At 68.7% G+C, this 18,236-nt stretch carries 13 protein-coding genes and 1 riboswitch; of the genes, 5 read left to right on the forward strand and 8 right to left on the reverse strand.

What is annotated here, in order from left to right; translation table 11 throughout:
- Positions 1–472 precede the first annotated feature (472 nt).
- Together I2W78_RS14695 and I2W78_RS14700 are read left to right on the forward strand one after the other, a co-directional pair.
- Complete coding sequence (locus tag I2W78_RS14695) at positions 473–1,366, forward strand: esterase/lipase family protein (RefSeq protein ID WP_196460200.1); 894 nt, start codon at positions 473–475, stop codon at positions 1,364–1,366.
- 186 nt (positions 1,367–1,552) lie between these two features.
- On the forward strand, positions 1,553–3,283 hold the full coding sequence (locus tag I2W78_RS14700) for a M23 family metallopeptidase (RefSeq protein ID WP_196460202.1): 1,731 nt from the start codon (positions 1,553–1,555) through the stop codon (positions 3,281–3,283).
- A gap of 66 nt (positions 3,284–3,349) precedes the next feature.
- Here the strand turns inward: I2W78_RS14700 and pcrA are convergent, their stop codons facing one another.
- On the reverse strand, positions 3,350–5,824 hold the full coding sequence (gene pcrA, locus I2W78_RS14705; protein ID WP_196460204.1) for a DNA helicase PcrA: 2,475 nt from the start codon (positions 5,822–5,824) through the stop codon (positions 3,350–3,352).
- Between the two features lie 475 nt (positions 5,825–6,299).
- Positions 6,300–6,470, forward strand: a riboswitch (cyclic di-AMP (ydaO/yuaA leader).
- A gap of 8 nt (positions 6,471–6,478) precedes the next feature.
- Between pcrA and I2W78_RS14710 the strand changes: the two genes are divergently transcribed.
- Entirely contained in the window at positions 6,479–7,660 is a 1,182-nt protein-coding gene (locus I2W78_RS14710) for a C40 family peptidase (protein ID WP_196460206.1), read from the forward strand.
- 78 nt (positions 7,661–7,738) lie between these two features.
- Here I2W78_RS14710 and I2W78_RS14715 read toward each other — a convergent pair whose 3' ends face one another.
- Positions 7,739–8,092 (reverse strand): hypothetical protein, encoded by a 354-nt coding sequence (locus tag I2W78_RS14715; RefSeq protein WP_196460208.1) that lies wholly within the window; start codon positions 8,090–8,092, stop codon positions 7,739–7,741.
- Between the two features lie 453 nt (positions 8,093–8,545).
- Here I2W78_RS14715 and I2W78_RS14720 point away from each other — a divergent pair, with 453 nt between their 5' ends.
- A complete protein-coding gene (locus tag I2W78_RS14720) occupies positions 8,546–9,610 on the forward strand; it encodes a C40 family peptidase (protein ID WP_196460210.1) in 1,065 nt (354 codons plus the stop codon).
- Between the two features lie 54 nt (positions 9,611–9,664).
- Here I2W78_RS14720 and I2W78_RS14725 read toward each other — a convergent pair whose 3' ends face one another.
- From I2W78_RS14725 to I2W78_RS14745, 5 genes are all read right to left on the reverse strand, one after another.
- On the reverse strand, positions 9,665–10,441 hold the full coding sequence (locus I2W78_RS14725; RefSeq protein WP_307783693.1) for a M48 family metallopeptidase: 777 nt from the start codon (positions 10,439–10,441) through the stop codon (positions 9,665–9,667).
- A 5-nt stretch (positions 10,442–10,446) separates the two neighbouring features.
- Positions 10,447–14,112: a type I restriction endonuclease subunit R gene (locus I2W78_RS14730; RefSeq protein ID WP_196460212.1), complete on the reverse strand. Its 3,666-nt coding sequence runs from the start codon at positions 14,110–14,112 to the stop codon at positions 10,447–10,449.
- Positions 14,113–14,229: 117 nt separating this feature from the next.
- Entirely contained in the window at positions 14,230–15,195 is a 966-nt protein-coding gene (locus I2W78_RS14735) for a MarR family transcriptional regulator (RefSeq protein WP_196460214.1), read from the reverse strand.
- Positions 15,196–15,479: 284 nt separating this feature from the next.
- A complete protein-coding gene (locus tag I2W78_RS14740; RefSeq protein ID WP_196460216.1) occupies positions 15,480–15,728 on the reverse strand; it encodes a DUF397 domain-containing protein in 249 nt (82 codons plus the stop codon).
- Positions 15,725–16,543: a helix-turn-helix domain-containing protein gene (locus I2W78_RS14745; protein WP_307783694.1), complete on the reverse strand. Its 819-nt coding sequence runs from the start codon at positions 16,541–16,543 to the stop codon at positions 15,725–15,727. The genes I2W78_RS14740 and I2W78_RS14745 overlap by 4 nt, the downstream gene beginning before the upstream one ends.
- A gap of 130 nt (positions 16,544–16,673) precedes the next feature.
- Here I2W78_RS14745 and I2W78_RS14750 point away from each other — a divergent pair, with 130 nt between their 5' ends.
- Positions 16,674–17,117: an ATP-binding protein gene (locus I2W78_RS14750; protein WP_196460218.1), complete on the forward strand. Its 444-nt coding sequence runs from the start codon at positions 16,674–16,676 to the stop codon at positions 17,115–17,117.
- Here I2W78_RS14750 and I2W78_RS14755 read toward each other — a convergent pair.
- On the reverse strand, positions 17,103–18,140 hold the full coding sequence (locus I2W78_RS14755) for a restriction endonuclease subunit S (protein ID WP_196460220.1): 1,038 nt from the start codon (positions 18,138–18,140) through the stop codon (positions 17,103–17,105). The genes I2W78_RS14750 and I2W78_RS14755 overlap by 15 nt on opposite strands.
- Positions 18,141–18,236 lie beyond the last annotated feature (96 nt).

Below are 18,236 nucleotides of genomic sequence, written 5' to 3' on the forward strand. Positions count from 1 at the left end.
GAACCCGCGCAACGGGAGCCGCAACGAGGTGGCCCCACCCCCGCGCCGCAGGCCGCGCGCCGTGGGTGGTGAGGCGCATCGACGCAGGCACGAAGGGCATCAACGGCACGTAGCGCAGGACACACATTCCGTCACCAACACCACATCAGCCTCACAGCGCGCATGAGACGTCACACGTTGGCGCAACCCCGCACAACACCAGACAGGCGACCGAGCCCCCACACCGCGCGACCCGCGCCACAAACTGCACCCCACGCACCACTCGGCACCACTCAGCACCAATAAGCAGCGCGCTGCCAGCACCCCGCAGCACCCCACAGCACCAAGAAACGCAAGCACTCGAAACACAGCGCACGTCCCGCACCACCCAAGCGCCACGCCCCACCCTTCGCGCCCCGTAAACCCTCCACCGCGACTCCCACGGGCGCACACGGGACAGAGCCGTCCACCGTGTGCCGACGGGAGGTCGGCCATGAAGGTCACGCAGGTCACCAGGGCGCTACTGCCCTTTCACCCGCTCTACCGGCATCTGCTCCCCATCCCGGGCAACCTCGCGGGACTCTCGCTGGCCCTCCTGAAAGCCACCGCCCTGGAGATCGCGATCCTGGCCGGCCACCTGATCCTTTACCCGTCCGGCATCATCCAGGAGCGCCGTGCGCCGGCGCCCCGGATTCCCGCCCAGGAGGGCGCCGCCCAGCTCCCCACGGAGACCAAGCCCCCAGTCGTCCTGCTGCACGGCTTCATCGACAACCGCTCGGTCTTCCTGCTCCTGCGCCGCTCCCTGGCCCAGCACGGCAGGCACCAGGTCGTGTCACTGAACTACTCCCCGCTGACCTGCGACATCCGTACGGCCGCCAAGCTACTCGGACGGCACATAGAGGAGATCTGCGAACGCACGGACAGCGATCAGGTCGACATCGTGGGCCACAGCCTCGGCGGCCTCATCGCGCGCTACTACGTGCAGCGACTCGCCGGCGACACCCGCGTACGGACGCTCGTCACGCTCGGTACGCCCCATTCCGGCACCCGGGTCGCGCCGCTGGCCAACGCGCACCCCATAGTGCGCCAGATGCGCCCCGGCTCCGCCGTCATCGAGGAGCTGGCGCTGCCCGCGCCCGGCTGCCGTACGCGGTTCGTGAGCTTCTGGAGCGATCTCGACCACCTGATGGACCCGCTGGAGACAGCCTGTCTGGAGCACCCCGACCTGCTGGCGCAGAACGTCCGGGTCAGCGGCATCGGCCACCTCGCCCTCCCGGTGCACCCCGCCGTGGCGTCCGGCATACACCAGGCCCTCGAGGGCGCTTACCACAGCACCACGGAGGGTGCCCAGTCCGCCACGCACAACGGCGGCCTCACCGTGGCCTGACCATTCCCCGTCGGCCCCCATCCAGCCACCTGGGCGTCACCCAACAACCCCGGCCGGCCACCCCCTGGCCACCTGCCCACACCGGGGCCACACAGCCAACTCACCGCCCTGGAGCAGCCGTAGACATCGAACAAACTTCGAACACAAACCCAAACCCGTGCCCGCAGTCCCCCGAAACACGGCCGAATGCCCGTTTCCTGCGCGCGCGAAACCTGCAGAAGATTGTCGTGCCCGCGTACCGCCGGGTACAGTCGCCGCACTGCTCTGCCAGCCCCTGTTGTCGAGGCGAAAGAGAAGTTGGTGAACGACCGTCACCCGTCGGGGGCCATGACCACCCCGGCTCCGGCTTCCGAAGCCGCCTCGGCGCATTATGCGTCGTACGGCACCCAGGAAGCCCCGTACGGCGACTTCACCACATACGCCGGCTACCCCGCCAACGGTTTTGACACCGGCGGCCACGCCACGACGACCGCCCCGAGCGCCACCACGACCTTCGAGATCGATCCCCTCTTCGGCGACCTCTCGCAGACCGGTCACGGCACGGGCGCGTACGACGCCTCCCAGTGGTCCACCGGCAGCCATCAAACCGTCAACTACGACCCGTACGCGGCCCAGCCCCACACCGCCTACGACACCGGCGCCTACGACACGACCACCTGGACCGCCGACCACCAGCAGCTGCCTCTCATCCCGCCGCAGGCCGGCGCGGTGGACGCGACCGGCCAGTGGGACGCCAGTGCCTGGCTCCAGCCCGAGCAGGGCGGCCCGGCCGACCAGACCCAGCAGTGGGAATGGGGCACGCAGGCCTTCGACACCGGCGCGTACGACGCCACGCAGTGGAACTCCGACGGCGGCCAGGGCACCGCCCAGAGCCCCGACGAGTACAAGCAGCACACCGAAGCCTTCCACCAGCAGGCCGAGTCCTTCCCCCAGCAGGCCGGGGCGTTCGACCAGCACACCGGAGAATTCGACCCGCACACCGGCGACTTCGCGCAGCACGCCGAGCCCTTCGACCAGCAGGCGACCGCGACGTTCGAGCAGGTCGACCTCGGCGAAGCCACTCACGGCGACGGCGAGCCGGACACCACTGGCGAGACTGCCGCCGCGGCCCCCTTCCTCCTCGACGACCAGGAGGAGGTCACCCCCGCCCCGACCGGCCGCGCGGCCACCCGCAGCGCCGCCCGCTCCCGTCGCCGTACGCCCGCCAAGCGCTCCGCGCTGCTGACCGTCGCCGTGCCCTCGGCGTGCGTGATGGGCGTGGCCGGTATCGCGGCCGCCTCCGTCGGCACCTTGTCCGGAGACGACCAGGACACCTCGACGACGGCCGCGGACGCGCCGGCGGTGAAACCATCCGCCGCCAACCAGCAGCTGAACACCCAGCTCGAAAGCCTCACCGCGGAGGCCCAGGACTTCGGCGACCGGGTCAGCCGTACGCAGGAGCGCATCGACCTCAAGGCGCAGCAGGCGGCCGAGAAGAAGCGGGCGGCGGAGGAGGCGGCCCGCAAGGAGCGGCTGCGGCCGAAGTTCGCGCTTCCAGTCGCGCAGCACGGACTCAGCGCCTACTACGGCCAGGCCGGCATCAACTGGATGTCCGTGCACACCGGCATCGACTTCCCCGTCTCGTACGGCACGACGGTGATGGCCGCGACCGACGGCACGGTCCGCACGGAGTGGAACAGCGCGTACGGCAACATGATGATCGTAACGGCGATGGACGGCACGGAGACCTGGTACTGCCACCTCTCCAGCTACCAGGTGGCCTCCGGTACGACCGTCAAGGCCGGCGACCCGATCGCGTACTCCGGCAACTCCGGCAACTCGACCGGCCCGCACCTGCACTTCGAGGTGCGCCCCGGCGGCGGTGCGGCGGTCGACCCGCTGTCCTGGCTGCGCAGCCACGGGCTCGACCCGTCGTAACCCGCCCACACGGCAGTCGGGGGCCCACCCGCGAAACCCCCGAAGCCCCCGGACCCTTCCGTACCGCTACAGCTTCTCCACCGGCGCATACCGCAGCAGCAGCCGCTTCGGCTTCGCGTCCCCGAAGTCGATCGTCGCCTCGGCGTTGGCGCCCGTGCCCTTCACCCCGACGACGGTGCCGAGCCCGAACTGGTCGTGCGTCACCCGGTCCCCCACCGCCAGCCCGACCACCGGCTGCTCGGCCGTCCGCCGAGTGGCGAACCCGGACGCTCCCGACGCCGAGGAACGCGAGCGGGACGAGGACAGGGAAGCCGCCACGCCCGAGACCGGGCCCGCGGGGGCCGCGGAGGCGCCCGTCCGCTTCCAGTCCACGTGCGCCGCGGGGATCTCCTCCAGGAAACGGGACGGCGGATTGTACTGCGGCTGCCCCCAGGCGCTGCGCATCACCGACCGCGTGAGGTACAGCCGCTCCCGCGCGCGTGTGATGCCGACGTACGCCAGGCGGCGCTCCTCCTCCAGCTCCTTGGTCTGGCCGAGAGCACGCATGTGCGGGAAGACGCCGTCCTCCATGCCGGTGAGGAAGACGACCGGGAATTCGAGGCCCTTGGCGGTGTGCAGGGTCATCAGCGTGATGACGCCGTCGCCCTCCTCCTCGTCGGGGATTTGGTCGGAGTCGGCGACCAGCGCGACCTGCTCCAGGAAGTCGGCCAGCGTGCCCGCCTCCCCTTCGCCGCGCTCCTGTTCGAACTCCAGGGCGACGGCGGCGAGTTCCTGAAGGTTCTCGATCCGGGTCTCGTCCTGCGGGTCGGTGGAGGCCTGCAACTCGGCCAGGTAGCCGGTGCGTTCGAGCACGGCCTCCAGGATCGTCGCCGGGCCGGCCCCGGACTCGACGATCGTACGGAGGTCCTCCATCAGCGTGTTGAACCGCTTGACGGCGTTCGTCGACCGCGCGGCCATGCCGTACGCCTCGTCGACCCGCTTCAGCGCCTGCGGGAAGCTGATCTTCTCGCGCTGGGAGAGCGCGTCGATCATCGCCTCCGCGCGGTCGCCGATGCCCCGCTTGGGGACATTGAGGATCCGGCGCAGCGGGACCGAGTCCTCCGGGTTGGCCAGCACCCGCAGGTAGGCCAGGACGTCCCGGACCTCCTTGCGCTCGTAGAAGCGGACGCCGCCGACGACCTTGTAGGGCAGGCCGACCCGGATGAAGATCTCTTCGAAGACGCGGGACTGGGCGTTCGTGCGGTAGAAGACGGCGACGTCGCCGGCCTTCGCCTCGCCCGCGTCCGTGAGGCGGTCTATCTCGTCGGCGACGAACTGCGCCTCGTCGTGCTCGGTGTCGGCGACATAGCCGGTGATGCGCGCGCCCGCGCCCGCGTTGGTCCACAGGTTCTTGGGGCGGCGGGACTCGTTGCGCTCGATGACCGCGTTGGCCGCGGTGAGGATCGTCTGGGTGGAGCGGTAGTTCTGCTCCAGCAGGATCGTCGTCGCGTCCGGGTAGTCCTCCTCGAACTGGAGGATGTTGCGGATGGTCGCGCCGCGGAAGGCGTAGATCGACTGGTCGGCGTCACCCACCACGCACAGCTCGGCGGGCTTGAGGTCGCCCTCGCTGGGCGGTACATCTTCGTCGTGCTCGCCGGTGCCGACGAGCTCGCGGACGAGGGCGTACTGGGCGTGGTTGGTGTCCTGGTACTCGTCGACCAGGACGTGCCGGAAGCGGCGGCGGTAGTGCTCGGCGACGTCCGGGAAGGCGCGGAGCAGGTTGACCGTCGTCATGATCAGGTCGTCGAAGTCGAGGGCGTTCGCCTCGCGCAGGCGTGACTGGTACAGCGCGTATGCCTGGGCGAGGGTCTTCTCGAAGCCGTCGGCGGCCTGGGTGGCGAAGTCCTCCTCGTCGATCAGCTCGTTCTTGAGGTTGCTGATCTTGGCGCTGAAGGACTTGGGCGGGAAGCGCTTGGGGTCGAGGTCCAGATCGCGGCAGACCAGGGACATCAGGCGCTTGCTGTCGGCGGCGTCGTAGATCGAGAAGGACGAGGTGAAGCCGAGCTTCTTGGACTCCCGGCGCAGGATGCGTACGCAGGCGCTGTGGAAGGTCATCACCCACATCGCGTTCGCGCGCGGGCCGACGAGCTGCTCGACGCGCTCCTTCATCTCGCCCGCTGCCTTGTTGGTGAAGGTGATCGCGAGGATCTGGCCCGGATGCACCCCGCGCTCGGCGAGGAGGTGGGCGATGCGGTGGGTGAGGACGCGCGTCTTGCCGGAGCCGGCACCGGCCACGATGAGCAGGGGGGAGCCGGAGTGGACGACGGCGGCGCGCTGGTTTTCGTTCAGCCCTTCCAGGAGCGCGGCCGAGTCCATGGCGGGGCGCGGGGCGCCGTCGCGGTAGTAGGCGTCCCGGTCCGGGGGCACGTCGAACTTCCCGCCGAACAGATCGTCCGGAATCGACTCCGGAGCGTGATCGTCCTCGGGCGGCGGCGGAGGTTCCTCGTGGGCCCGCGGGGCCTGGAGGTCCGCCAGGAAGCTGTCGTCAAAGAGGCTGCTCATCGCTCTCCGAGTCTAGGGCGCCCCACTGACAACCCGCGGCCACCCCGAGAACATCGCCGCCCGGGAGGCCGACGATCTTGCGGAGAGAGGCGGGAGTCACGTGCGGACAATCTACGGAATCCACTGGCCCACTGCCCACATCGCGCCCCCCGGCGGACCACCAGCCCGCCCGAACCGAGACGCCCCCGACCGCCCGGACCGAGAGCCCCCGACCGCCCGGGCCGAGGCGCCCCCGACCGCGCGGGCCGAGGCAACCCCGCGCGTCCCCGGCCTCGACCGCACGGACCAAGACACCCCGCAGCCGCACCGGTCGGGCGCTCACCGTCCGAACACGATCTCACGCGTGCCGTAATGGCTGACTAAAGGTCACGAAAATGTATCGGGCATATCACCCACCAACCTTCACACGGGCCACACGAGTTGGCTACCGTGCCGATCAGGCCGCACGACCCTAACCGGCGAACCTCGCCGGGCCGCGCGGCCTCCGCCGAGTCCGGTGCGCCTTGAGGCAGCCGGAGCCGGGGACCCAACCGAACTTGGGGTGAATCGGTCCAACTCCCTTCCCGGGAGCGGATCGTAGGGCAAACCTTCCGAACCACCCGCCCGAACCCGACAGCTAACCCGGTAGGCGGCACATGGAAGGAGTCGCCTCCTTTGGCGTCGCACCGCAAGTCGCGCCCCACGGGCGCGCGGGTAGCAGGCATACGGACCCCCGCCCTCGCCACCGCTGCCCTGACCTCCGTGGCCCTGCTCTCCCAGACGGCCAACGCCGCCCCCTCGACCGACGACAAGCCCAGTCTCGAAGAGGTCGAGAAGAAGGTCGACGACCTCTACCGCCAGGCGGAGTCCGCGACCGAGAAGTACAACGCGGCCAAGGAGAAGACCGCGAAGCAGCGCAAGCGCGTCGACACCCTCCTGGACGACGTCGCCCAGCGCACGCAGAAGCTCAACGAGGCCCGTGAGGAGCTGGGGACCTACGCCGCCGCCCAGTACCGCACGGGCGCGTCCGTCCCCGACACCGCCACCTTCCTGCTCGCCGACTCCCCGCAGGACTACTTCGACCAGACCCAGCTGATGGGTCGTCTGACCAACCGTCAGAAGGACGCGGTCGACGAGTACTTCACCGAGCAGTCTGCGACGATGCAGAAGCGCCAGGAGGCCACCGAGAGCCTGGCGACGCTCACCGAGTCGCAGAGCGACCTGCAGACGGCCAAGACCACCGTCCAGAAGAAGCTCGCCGACGCGCGTGAACTGCTGTCGGAGCTGACCGCCGAGGAGAAGGCCCGCCTCGCGGCGATCGAGAAGAAGAAGCAGGAGGAGGCCGAGCGCAAGGCCGCCGAGCTCGCCCAGCAGCAGGCGGAGGAGCAGCGACGCCAGGAGGCGGCCCAGCAGGAGCAGGAGTCGGCCGGCGGCGGATCCTCAGCCGGCGCGGGCAACGAGTCCGGCTCCGACACCTCCGTGTCGGACTCCTCGTACGCCCCGAAGGCCGAGAAGGCGCTCGCCTTCGCCCGCGCGCAGATCGGCAAGCCGTACGTCTGGGGCGCCACCGGCCCCGAATCCTACGACTGCTCGGGCCTGACCCAGGCCGCGTGGAAGGCCGCCGGCGTCAGCCTGCCCCGCACCACCTACGACCAGGTCAACGCCGGCACGACGGTCTCCATCGCCGCCGCCCGGCCGGGCGACCTGATCTTCTTCTACGACGACGTCACCCACGTCGGCCTCTACATCGGCAACGGCATGATGATCCACGCGCCGAAGCCGGGCACCTACGTCCGCGAGGAGTCGGTCTACTACGACGGCGAGTCCTCCATCCACAGCGTCGTCCGCCCGGCCTGACACCCGGCGCCGCGAGGCGACCGATGGGCACGCGCGCGTGCGGCTGTTTCGAGCGGCACGCGCGCGTGGGGCGGGACGTCAGGTCCAGAGCACGGCGACGAAGATGTTGGCCGTGGTCAGCAGGCCCACCAGCCCGAACATGCCCTTGTCCACCTTCTCGTCGTCCCGTTTCACATAGACGAGGCCGAGGATGACGATCAGCAGGGCCAGCTTCACGCCGATCTTGATGTTGTTGACGGGCTGATCGTCGGCCTGGTTCAGGCCGACCAGGATGACGCCGGTGACCAGCATGGTCAGCGCGCCGTGCAGCATCGCGGGGACGAATCGTGCGGTGCCCTGGCCCATCGCCTTCATCTGGGTGAGGAAACCGCCCAGCAGGGAAGCGATGCCGATGATGTGCAGGCCGACGAAGAGGTGGATGAGTGCGTCCATGGGGCCGGAGCCTAATCAGGGGGTTCCGGGCTGCCTGACACCGGGCCTGCCCCTGAGCGCACGGCGACTGCATATATGCGCCATAGCACCTCTGCCCTCACACCCGCCCCGGAATCGCCGCATCGGTCATCGCACTGCGTGAAGACGACGGCCCCGAACCGGGATCACGATCACATACGGTCACCCAGCGTTCCCCTGTCGTCACTTCCGCACAAGGCGTCACCACGCCGACACGCCCGGGTTTAGCGTCCTCCACCAGGTGACCGGCTCCCCACCGCCGCTCCGGCCCGGGGCGGCAGCCGAGCACCACCGCCGAGAAGGTCCGGCGGCGCCCCGCATCCCCTGTGCGGGACGCCGCCGGACGCGTAAGCCGCCCCGGGCGGTCGTACGTCCGCCCGGTGGCCGTACGGACACGGCGGTCGCCCGAGTCGTACGAAAGGACGTGCAGTCCACGTGGCAGCGCACCGCAAGCCCCGACAACGCTCGGCCCACGGCACCAAGGCCCGCACGGCGGCGACGATCGCCCTCGCGGGCGCGGCAACCGCCACGGGCCTCGACGGGACCGGCCACGCCGAGCCTCAGCTGACGCCGGGGCAGGTCAAGGCCAAGGTGGACCAGCTGTACCAGGAGGCGGAGGTCGCCACCGAGAAGTACAACGGCGCGAAGGAGCAGGCGAGAGCGGCGCAGCAACGGCTGGGCACGCTGCAGGACGAGGCGGCCCGCAAGGAGGACCGGCTCAACTCCGCCCGGGACGCGCTCGGTTCGTACGCCGCTGCCCAGTACCGGGAGGGCGGCCTCGACCCCGCGCTGCGACTCGCCCTCTCCGACGACCCCGACCAGTACCTCGACGGCGCCGCGTTCGCCGAACGCGTCGGCGACCGGCAGACGGCCGCTGTCGCACGCGTACGCCGACAGCTGCGGGAGATCGAGCAACTGCGCGGCGCCGCCCGCGTCGAACTGGCCTCCCTGCAGTCACGACAGGCCGAACTGAACCGGCACAAGAAGACCGTCACCGGCAAGCTGGGCGAGGCGCGGCAGTTGCTGTCCCGGCTGACGGCCGAGGAGCGGGCGCGGCTCGCCCAGGGCGGCACCGACCGCGCCTCGCGCGCCTCGACGACCGGCCGCGACGCCCTCCAGGCCCCCGGCTCCGCCACGACGACGGCACCCAACTCCCGTGCCGCGGCGGCCGTCTCGTACGCCTACCAGAAGCTCGGCAGCCCCTACGTCTGGGGCGCCACGGGTCCCAACGCCTTCGACTGCTCGGGCCTGATCCAGGCCGCGTACCGCTCCGCCGGGGTCTCCCTGCCCCGCACGACCTACGCCCAGATCGACGCCGGCCGCCGCGTCTCACGCTCCGAACTGCTCCCCGGGGACCTGGTCTTCTTCTACTCCGGCATCAGCCACGTCGGCCTCTACGTCGGCAACGGCCAGATGATCCACGCCCCCAACCCCTCGGCTCCGGTCCGCGTGGCCCCGATCGACGAGATGCCGTTCGCGGGGGCTACGCGGGTGGTGTGAGAGTTCATTGAGGTCGGCGCGGGAGCCGCTGCGTCCGGCTGGCGTCAGGACGTTTCAGCGGATCGTTCCGAGCCACAGTCGGCGCCCGAGGTCGTCCAGCTCCTCCTTGCGTTCCTCGCACTCGGGGATGGCCTGCCGGAGCAAGGCCCAGTAGTCCGCTCCGTGTCCGGAGACCCTGATGTGGGCGAGTTCGTGGGCGATGACGTAGTCGACAAGGTGAGCGGGCAGCTGGAACAGCGCCCAGTGCAGCGCCATGGTCCCCTGGGCGCCGTCGCCCGGCCGGTAGGTGCCCCACCGGCTGCCAACATCACGTACGGCGATTTCCGGCTCCCGGACCTCCATGCGAGCGGCCCATGGCTGAAGCCTCCCTTTCGCCCAGAGTTGCCCCCTCGTCCGGTACCAGCTGATAAGCGCACGCCTGGCAGCCGCGGGCTCCCGCGCGACGCGCTCGGCTATCACCAGCCGCCCGGCAACCAGCCGAACGCCGGGATTCCCGTCGTCCGTAACTCGGAGGCGGTACGCACGCCCGAGGTAGCTGAACGTCTCACCGTCCCGGAAGGCACGCACGGGGTGGGCGGGCGGGTGCTCGGCCCGCAGGCGCAGTTTGTCAGCCAGCCACGCCTCCCCCTCGCGCAGAAAGTCCTCCGCTCGTTCTGCATCGCACCCCTGCGGAACCCGCAGGAGAAGAGCACCGTCGCGTTCCACCGTGAGTGCCAGGCGTCGGCGGCGGGCGCTGACCACCACACGGAACTCCCTGTCCCCCACAATGATCACCTGGCCGTCCTCCAGCACGGTTCGGCACGGGTCTTGCGGCTTGGCGGTCTCTTGCACGCCGCCTATTGTCCCCGGGCAGCGGCCCGGAACGCCGCGGCGTGCCGCTGAGCGTGCCCGGTCAAAGCTTGGGAGAGGTTGCGCAGAGGCTCCTTGGCACGGTCTCGCGGCTTGACACCGGCCCTGCGTAGTTCGCGCCAGAGCTCGCTCTGCAGAGAGTCGAGGCTGGCCTCGTTGTCCGACCAGGCAGCACTCGACACATGCCGCTCGATGACGGCAGCCAGGTCGACGGTGACGCTCCTCAGGACGGCTGTGTCGGGCAGGTCAAAGGCCGGGTCCTCGGTCATCCGGTCGGAGAGCTTTGTGTACAGCTGCTGCTCGGCCGGGGTGAGGTCGGCGACCTCGGGGTCGACCTCCTCGGCCTGCCGCGCCCGGTCGATCAAGGGGCCGATGCGCACCTTGATCTCTTCCCAGCGCCCCGCGAACTCCTCCAGGATCGCCTCCAGCTCCTGGGACAGCGTGCGCAGCACGGGCCGGTCGTCCGCCTTACGCCGTTCCTCCAGGTGGTAGCGCAGTGCCTGCACCTGCTCGGCCGCCGATTCCCGCACGTCGGGAATGCGGTCCACCACCTCGTCGAAGTCGGGGGCGAGGATGGAGACCGGCGCGATGACCTGTTGGATCTCGGGAAGTTCAAGGTGGTCCGCGACCATGGCACGCACCTTGCGCCCGTACGCCCTGACGGAGAAGGTCCCGCCCTCGGCGTCCCGGTAGTGCCGCCGTACCCGCTTCTGCAACAGCGTCCATTTCCGCGCCTCGGGGACCAGCTTCAGAGCCGCCCCGTGTGGAAGGACGCGCTCCAGCGCGGAGGTGAAGCGGCTCATACGGGCGTCGAACTCGGATCGCGCGTTCTCGTCACCGAGCGTGAGCGTGCCGTGGGCGATGCCGCCGGGGGTGTCGAGGCCGGTGATACCCAGGTCCGTGAGGAAGTCCCGCAGCTCGTCCGCGGCCTCCTGCATTTCCGGAACCTCGACCTTGTCGAGGCTGCGGACCGTCCGGAGCGTGGACCCGTCGCCCTTGTACGCCGGAAGGGTGACTGCCAGGTCGCTGAGCACGCCGTAGTAGTCCACGACGCGGCCCTCGTACTTGCCACGGCGTGGCCGGTTCACGCGGGCGATGGCCTGGAGCAGTTCGGCGTCCTGGATGGGACGGTCCAGGTACAGCGCCTGCTCGATGGGCGCGTCGAACCCGGTCAGCAGCATGGACTTCACGATGAGGAACGCGACGGGCCGGGGCTCCTCGACGTGCGGGGTGGCCAGCCCGCTCCAGGGGTTCCGGGCAACGCTGCCGGCCGGTGCAGGATCGTTCTCGGGGATATGGTGCGTGACCCACGGATTGTCCGGCGGAAGCTGCGGAAACGGCTCCAGGAAGCGCTCGACGTACTCCTGCTGGGCCACCGGGTCGGTCCACTCGCGCCACTGCCCGCGCTTCTTCTCACTCCCGGCGGAGATGACGGGCACGAAGTCCATCCGACGCAGGATCTCCTGGTACTGCCAGGCACGCAGCAGCACCAGGTCGTCCCAGGTGTAGTCCGCGAGATCCTTGTGCCGCAGGGACTCCGGCTCGAAGTCCCTCACCCTGGCGAGGAGTTCGGCCCGGGCGTCGTTCAGCATGTGCCGGTACAGCACGGCGGCGCTGCGGCTCACCGCGGCGACCTGTGCCTTGAAGCCACCGGTCAGCGGCCCGGTGACGTAGTGCTCCAGCATGTCGACGGCCTTGGCCCGGATCACCGGCAGCGACTCGGCGACGGTGCGACTCGTCGGTTTGAGCCGCTCGCGCATCTTCCTCTGCTGACCGGCCCGCAACCCGGCGATCAGGTTCTCGAACTTCGCGTTCAGTTCGTCGCTGTCCCGGACCCCGGCCGGCCCCGTTCGCCCCTCGTAACGCACGGGCACGACGACCTTGTCCCGCTCGGCCTCGTCCATGAGGTACGAGTCGAGGAACGCTCCGTCCGGCTCCAGCCCGAAGATGCGTCCGGTGTCCGTCAGCCGTCCCTTCATGATCGGTGTACCGGTGAAGCCGACCCGGGCGGCCTTCGGGACGGAGTCGCGCAGACAGGCGTGCAGGACGGAGGTGTGCGACCGGTGCGCCTCGTCGACGAGTACGAGGACGTACGGTTCGTCGCTGCACTCGGTGAACCGCCGGCGGACCTCCTCGACAGCCGCCTCTCCGGGCGTCGGATCGGACGCCTCCTCGGCCGATGCCCCCTGGGCGAGGCGTTCCTGCGCGGCCTCGAACTCGGCCACGGGGTCACGGTCGTCGGCGGTCTCGCCCTCGCCGGTGCCGAGGACACCGGGAATGCGTCCCAGATACTTCTGGATCATCGTGAAGATGACGGCACGTCCGCCGCGCTTCCCCGCGCGCTCCAGCATGCCCTCCACATCCGAGCGGGACCCCGCGACTCGGACGTCGGACCCACTGACCCGGACCGCGGCAGCCAGCTGCTGCTCCAGCTGCCTGCGGTCGGTGACGACGAGCAGCGTGAAGCGGTTGAGCTGAGGGTCGCGACTGGTGTGCAGCCTACGGGCGAGAAAGGCCATGGTGAGGCTCTTGCCGGAGCCCTGGGTGTGCCAGATGACGCCGCCGCGTTCGTCCTGACCGGCGGCCGGATCGTCCACGGTCCGCCCGGTACGCAGTTTCCGGACGATCTTCTCGACGGCACGGTACTGCTGGTGACGGCAGACGGCCTTGACCGTGACCGAGGGTTCTCCCGGCTTGCCCTTCACGGGCATCTCGAAGACGTAGTGCCGCACGATGTTCAGCAGGTTGCGGGGCTTGAGCACGATGGCGACGAGGCGGTGCAGGTCGGTGGGCGTCGCCCCCGGCTCCAGCAACCGCGCCTTGTCGTCCCGCCGCACCTCCTGCAATGCGCGCCCCAGCTCTTTGTCGTCCTTGTAGTCCGGGGTCACGCTGCGCCAGGGCGCGAAGTGGTTCTCGTCGGACGTGATGGTGCCGAGGGCCGCGTGCTCACCGGCTGCGGCGACGAGCAGTTGCACGGGCGCGAAGAACTCCGGCACCTGCGAGCGGGCGTCGCGTCGGTCGCGTCCGTGGTCTTCGTCGAGCGGTACGCCCGCGTAGCCGCGCAGGTCGCGGATGGCCTCACCGATCGCGTCCTTGACGTCCGGGCTCTTGCATTCGACGACGACAAGCGGAATGCCGTTCACGAAGAGCACGAGGTCGAGGATGATCTCGGCTCCGTCGAACGTCCTGACACGCAGCTGGTCGGCGACGAGGAAATCGTTCCTCTTGAGGATCTCGCCGTCGTCCAGCCCTTCCAGATCCCAGTCGATGAACTGCGCGTTGACCGTCCCGCCGTGATGGTGCTCCTCGTCACCGGTGACCTGTGTGCCCTTGATCAACCGGCTGGTCAGTTCACCGTTGACGGTGACGAGCGAGTTGGTCGCGACGTTCCGGGCGGTGCGCCGCAGATCATCGATCGCGGCATCGGCATCGGCCTCCGTCATCCAGGAACCGCCCCCGTCGGGCAGCCGGTTGACCCGCCGCACGGCGGCGCGCAGCCGCTTCAGCAGGAGCAGTTCGCTGTACGCCCGCTCGTCGCCCTCGGGTTCCGGCCGGCTGAGGTCGGGCCCGTGCACGTGCCGCCACCCCATCGCCTTCAACTGGTCGATGATCGGCTGTTCGGTCTCGTCCCGTTCGGCCGTGCCCCGTGCCATGAACTGTGCGCCCCTCCGCCCCGCCCCTGCTGCCGGTCGGTGACCGTCCTCGCCGTCGTCGACCGTCCGCCTATTCTGCGACGGATGTGGCGTGGGTGACACACGTATGGGTGGTCGTTATGGCCGCAGGGCTGCGACCGGACGGGATTTGGCCGATTGTCGCCGGTCACGGGCGGTCAGGGCGGCTTGGCGGACGAGGGCGGCGGTGTCCTGTCGGGTGGAGCAGAGTGTGGTGGCTGAGGGGGCGCCGCTCTCGGCGGGTGCGGTGCTACGACAGCCCCGGCACAGGCCGCCGACGAAGGCGGCGGGACGCCCGGGCACGCCGCACTCCGTGCACTCCGGCATGAGACGGCGGAGGGGGCGCGGTTCGCCGGCTTCGGGCGCCGGTTCTGGGGCGGTCGAGGGTGTGGGGCTGGGCGGCAGTTTGTCCCGCAGTCGGCGAGCGACGAACCCCCTCGGTGCGTGGACGGCGTCGGGCAGGCCCGAGGTGACGGCCTGCAAGAGGGAAACGGGAGTTGCGCCCCGTTCCAGCCAGGGGACGACCAGGTCGGTGAGGGCGCTGCAGTCGGCGTCGGAGAGGGCGAGGCGGGAGTCGATGCGGCCGAGCCGGGCGAGGGTTCGGTAGGCGGTGGCGCGGTGGGATTCGGGGGTGGTGGGTGCAGGTTCCGGGGCGGGGTCACTGGATGGGGTGACCTCGTCCGAATCGCCGACCGGCCCCGCGATGTGCACGGCTTCGTCGCCGTCCAGGAAGCGAGCCCACCAGGCGCTGTCGCGTGCGGTGCTGGACCAGAACGTACGGAAGACCCAGCGCGTGCCGGAGTCGCTGGTGGTGGCGAGGCCGCGGACGCGGTGGAGATGCCCGGCGCGGGAGAGGAAGTTGAGCGCGCTACGGACGGCCTGCTGCCCGTAGAGGGGAAGCGTCTTGGCGAGGCTCTTCACGTCCATAGCAGCGCCCTCGGGGAGCCGGTCCACGTAGGCCGCGATGTAGGCCTCGCGGACGGGGAGGTGCGTGAAGTCAGCGGGGCGGGAAGCGACGCCGGGCTCGCCCGGGGCGGTGCGCTTGCCGTAGCCGGGATTGGCCATGGGATGAGCTGCGGGTGCAGGCAGGGCAGCGTTAGAGTCTTCGTAAGCCACGAGATCGCCTTTTCCGATCTTGAGGTGAGACCCCGGCGGGTGTTGGTAGCACCCGACCGGGGTTGTTTGTTGCTGCGAACGCTAGAGGGCGACGACGGCGCGTCGCAAGCCGATCACGAAAAGTCATGTCGACTGGCAGGAAGGCGAGTTGCTGGGAGGGTGGGTGGCGGGTTGAACCCCACCACCCATTCCTTGCAAACGGCGCTCGGGTCCCGGACCTCGCCCCTCGAAGCTCAAGCGCCGGTACGGGCGTACGCGACGAAGGCGGCCCAAGCGGCTCCGGCGACTGCGAACCGGGGGCTTTGGGGGCCGAGCTTCGAGTCTCGGACGTGGATGGTGTGGGGGCAGGGGGCGACTTCCACGCAGGCGGCGTCCTCGAAGTCGCTGTGGGTGGACTTGCGCCAGTCGAGGGCGGCTTCTAGGCAGGCGCCGCCCTGGCTGTCGCTATAGCTGGACTTGTACCAGGTAAGGCGTTCGCTCATCTCTCCTCTGCCACCTTTCTGATGAACGTGGCCGACTCCTCCACGCCGAGGCAGTGCATGCGGATCATCGCATGGGTCTGTGTGAGTGCACTCACCTTGTCCGGACTGGCATGCAGGACGCTGACCTCCGGCGCTTCGACGTATCCGTAGTGGTCATGCTCCGGCGTCTCCAAGAGAACGATGCTGCCGTTTAGGGCAACACCGCTACAGCGGCCGAAAGGAAGCACCTGAACCGACACGTTACGCAGGGCACCGACCTCCATCAGGTGCTGAAGCTGCTCTCCCATCACATGCCTCCCTCCGACACGGGTACGGAGCGCGGCTTCGTAGACGACGAAGCCGTACATCACGCCCGCCCTGCGCCGCAGCGCATCAGCCCTCCGGAGACGAGCCGCCACGCGCTCGTTGACCGTCTCATCATCCAGGGGAGGCGAGCTGGCGCCAATCAGCGCTCGGGCGTAGGCCTCTGTTTGCAGCAGTCCAGGGATGAGTAGCGGCTCATACCACGAGACGGCGATCGCCTCGGCCTCAAGGGTCATGTACTCCTGCGACCGTGCCGGGAAAGGTTCCGGCTTCAGATACTCCTGAGCCGCGACAAGCTTCCCGCCCGCCCCGCACACCTGATCCGCGACCTGCAACAACCGCAGCGTAGGCCGACGGCGGCCGTTCTCCATCGACTTGACGTACTCGTAGTCGTAACCGGCCTCTTTGGCCAGCGCCTCACGGCCGATACCGGCCTCCGCACGCCACATCTTGATCTGGCTGCCGCAGTACCGCCACGCGATCGGCGGCTGCGAGTTCACCTCGGTCGCCACACACACCTCCGCCGGGTCCACACCGGGTACAACCACCCGCCGTACCCGCGCCGTTACTCGTGAGGCTACGCGCGAGCCGGGACGGTGATCTCGCCAACCGCGAAACATCGACGCAAGGGATGAACAGCGCATGCAGACCCCGTGGCCGCCGCTGCCGACGACGACTCCGAAGGACATCGAGTGGCGGCTACCGCGTCACGCACGCAGCGTCGGCCGGGCGCGCACCCTGTTCCGCGAACAGGCGGCATCCTGGGAGCTGCCGCAGGACGTGACAGACACGGCGGAACTCCTCCTGAGCGAACTGATGACGAACGCATACCGCCACGCCCGGGTCCCAGCCGGCCGCGAGATCTGGGCCCGCTGCGCCCTCACGGACGACCGCCTCCGCATCACGGTGACGGACGCCAGCGACACGCTCCCGACGCTGGCCACGGCTTGTTTGGACGACGAGTCAGGCCGGGGCCTCGCGCTGGTGGCTGCACTGGCGGACAACTGGGATACGCAGAGAAGAGAGTGCGGCATCGGCAAGGAGGTGTGGTTCGAACTCGTCACGAAGCCGTCAAGCCACAGTTAGAAGATCACTGGAGAGAGCTGCTTTCAAGTTTCCCAACTTCGCCTTCTCGGCGATTAGCGAAGCCCTCTTCATGCGCACTGCCCAGATCTGCTCAACCAATTGCTTGCGATCCCCCTCTGAGGGAACGCAGACGGGCAGTTGCGAGAAATCGCTCTTGTTAATGATCGGCGTGACTTGAAGGTTGAGCAGGGACTTAGCCCGACGCATCGCAGACCGCACCGCCAGGTAAACAAAGCGGTGATCAAATCCTTGATGTGGGATCACAGCATTGATCTGCTGATTGGTACAGCTTTCAACGCCGGACAGGGCAACTTTTCCAGCACCAAATCCGATACAGACCGCCAGCGTAGATCCAGCGGGAATGATCCGGAGATCTCTTGCGCGAGAGCTGGCAATGCTTCTTTCAGGGTCAGAGAGCGCACCTTCAGCATCACGCACTTGAGACGGCGTGAAGAGCGGGATTCCACCCTCTAGGGTGCTGGAATCCCAATCAGGTGGAGGGGTAGCGCCGGTTACGACCGTACCGAGTTCCGATACGACGCCTGCGGGGTCCTTTGATCCGAAAGTGTCCTGCAGCAGCCCTTCCTCAAAAGACTCCAACTTGACGACGGCTGCCTCGATGCCCTGCACCTGATCATCTACGGCTTGAATAACTTCCAGGATACTTAGCTGCCTCGCCAGCGGTATGTCCGGAATCCTTAGCGTTTCAAACTCACGCTTGGATAGTTTGACCATGCTTTCCGACGTACCTTGAGCCATCGCCATGATACGACGGCGCGTGTCATGATGACGAAGCACAAGTTCCAAAAATGAAGTCGAGTAGGACTTCTTAACCCGGATCCTCATCATAAGGTCTGGAAAAAGACAAGGAACGCCAATGTCTCGATAAACGCCAGCCAGCCCGACCAGTTGGCGCGTATTAGCACGACTGACAAGCAGGTCACCATCAGCCAACAACGCTTTATGCCCAGGAGAGATCCCCCATGGCGCATTCTTGAGCTGAAGCGGCTTGAAGCCGTCCACAGAAAGACAGCCTAGCCCTAGCATTTGCATGCCTGTCCACGCTTGACTTTCCCGCGGGGAATATCCGTTCTGAATGGGCTCCGCTAGGACCTCACG

It is taken from the genome of Streptomyces spinoverrucosus (assembly GCF_015712165.1).
Classification (GTDB): Bacteria; Actinomycetota; Actinomycetes; order Streptomycetales; family Streptomycetaceae; genus Streptomyces; species Streptomyces spinoverrucosus_A.

Excerpts from the sequence above, each read along its gene's own strand:
- I2W78_RS14715 (WP_196460208.1), bottom strand. The coding sequence starts at position 8,092 with ATGGACGCACTCATCCACCTCTTCGTCGGCCTGCACATCATCGGCATC.
- I2W78_RS14700 (WP_196460202.1), top strand. The coding sequence starts at position 1,553 with ATGCCCGTTTCCTGCGCGCGCGAAACCTGCAGAAGATTGTCGTGCCCG.
- I2W78_RS14735 (WP_196460214.1), bottom strand. The coding sequence starts at position 15,195 with ATGGCCAATCCCGGCTACGGCAAGCGCACCGCCCCGGGCGAGCCCGGC.
- pcrA (WP_196460204.1), bottom strand. The coding sequence starts at position 5,824 with ATGAGCAGCCTCTTTGACGACAGCTTCCTGGCGGACCTCCAGGCCCCG.
- I2W78_RS14730 (WP_196460212.1), bottom strand. The coding sequence starts at position 14,112 with ATGGCACGGGGCACGGCCGAACGGGACGAGACCGAACAGCCGATCATC.
- I2W78_RS14750 (WP_196460218.1), top strand. The coding sequence starts at position 16,674 with ATGCAGACCCCGTGGCCGCCGCTGCCGACGACGACTCCGAAGGACATC.
- I2W78_RS14740 (WP_196460216.1), bottom strand. The coding sequence starts at position 15,728 with ATGAGCGAACGCCTTACCTGGTACAAGTCCAGCTATAGCGACAGCCAG.
- I2W78_RS14695 (WP_196460200.1), top strand. The coding sequence starts at position 473 with ATGAAGGTCACGCAGGTCACCAGGGCGCTACTGCCCTTTCACCCGCTC.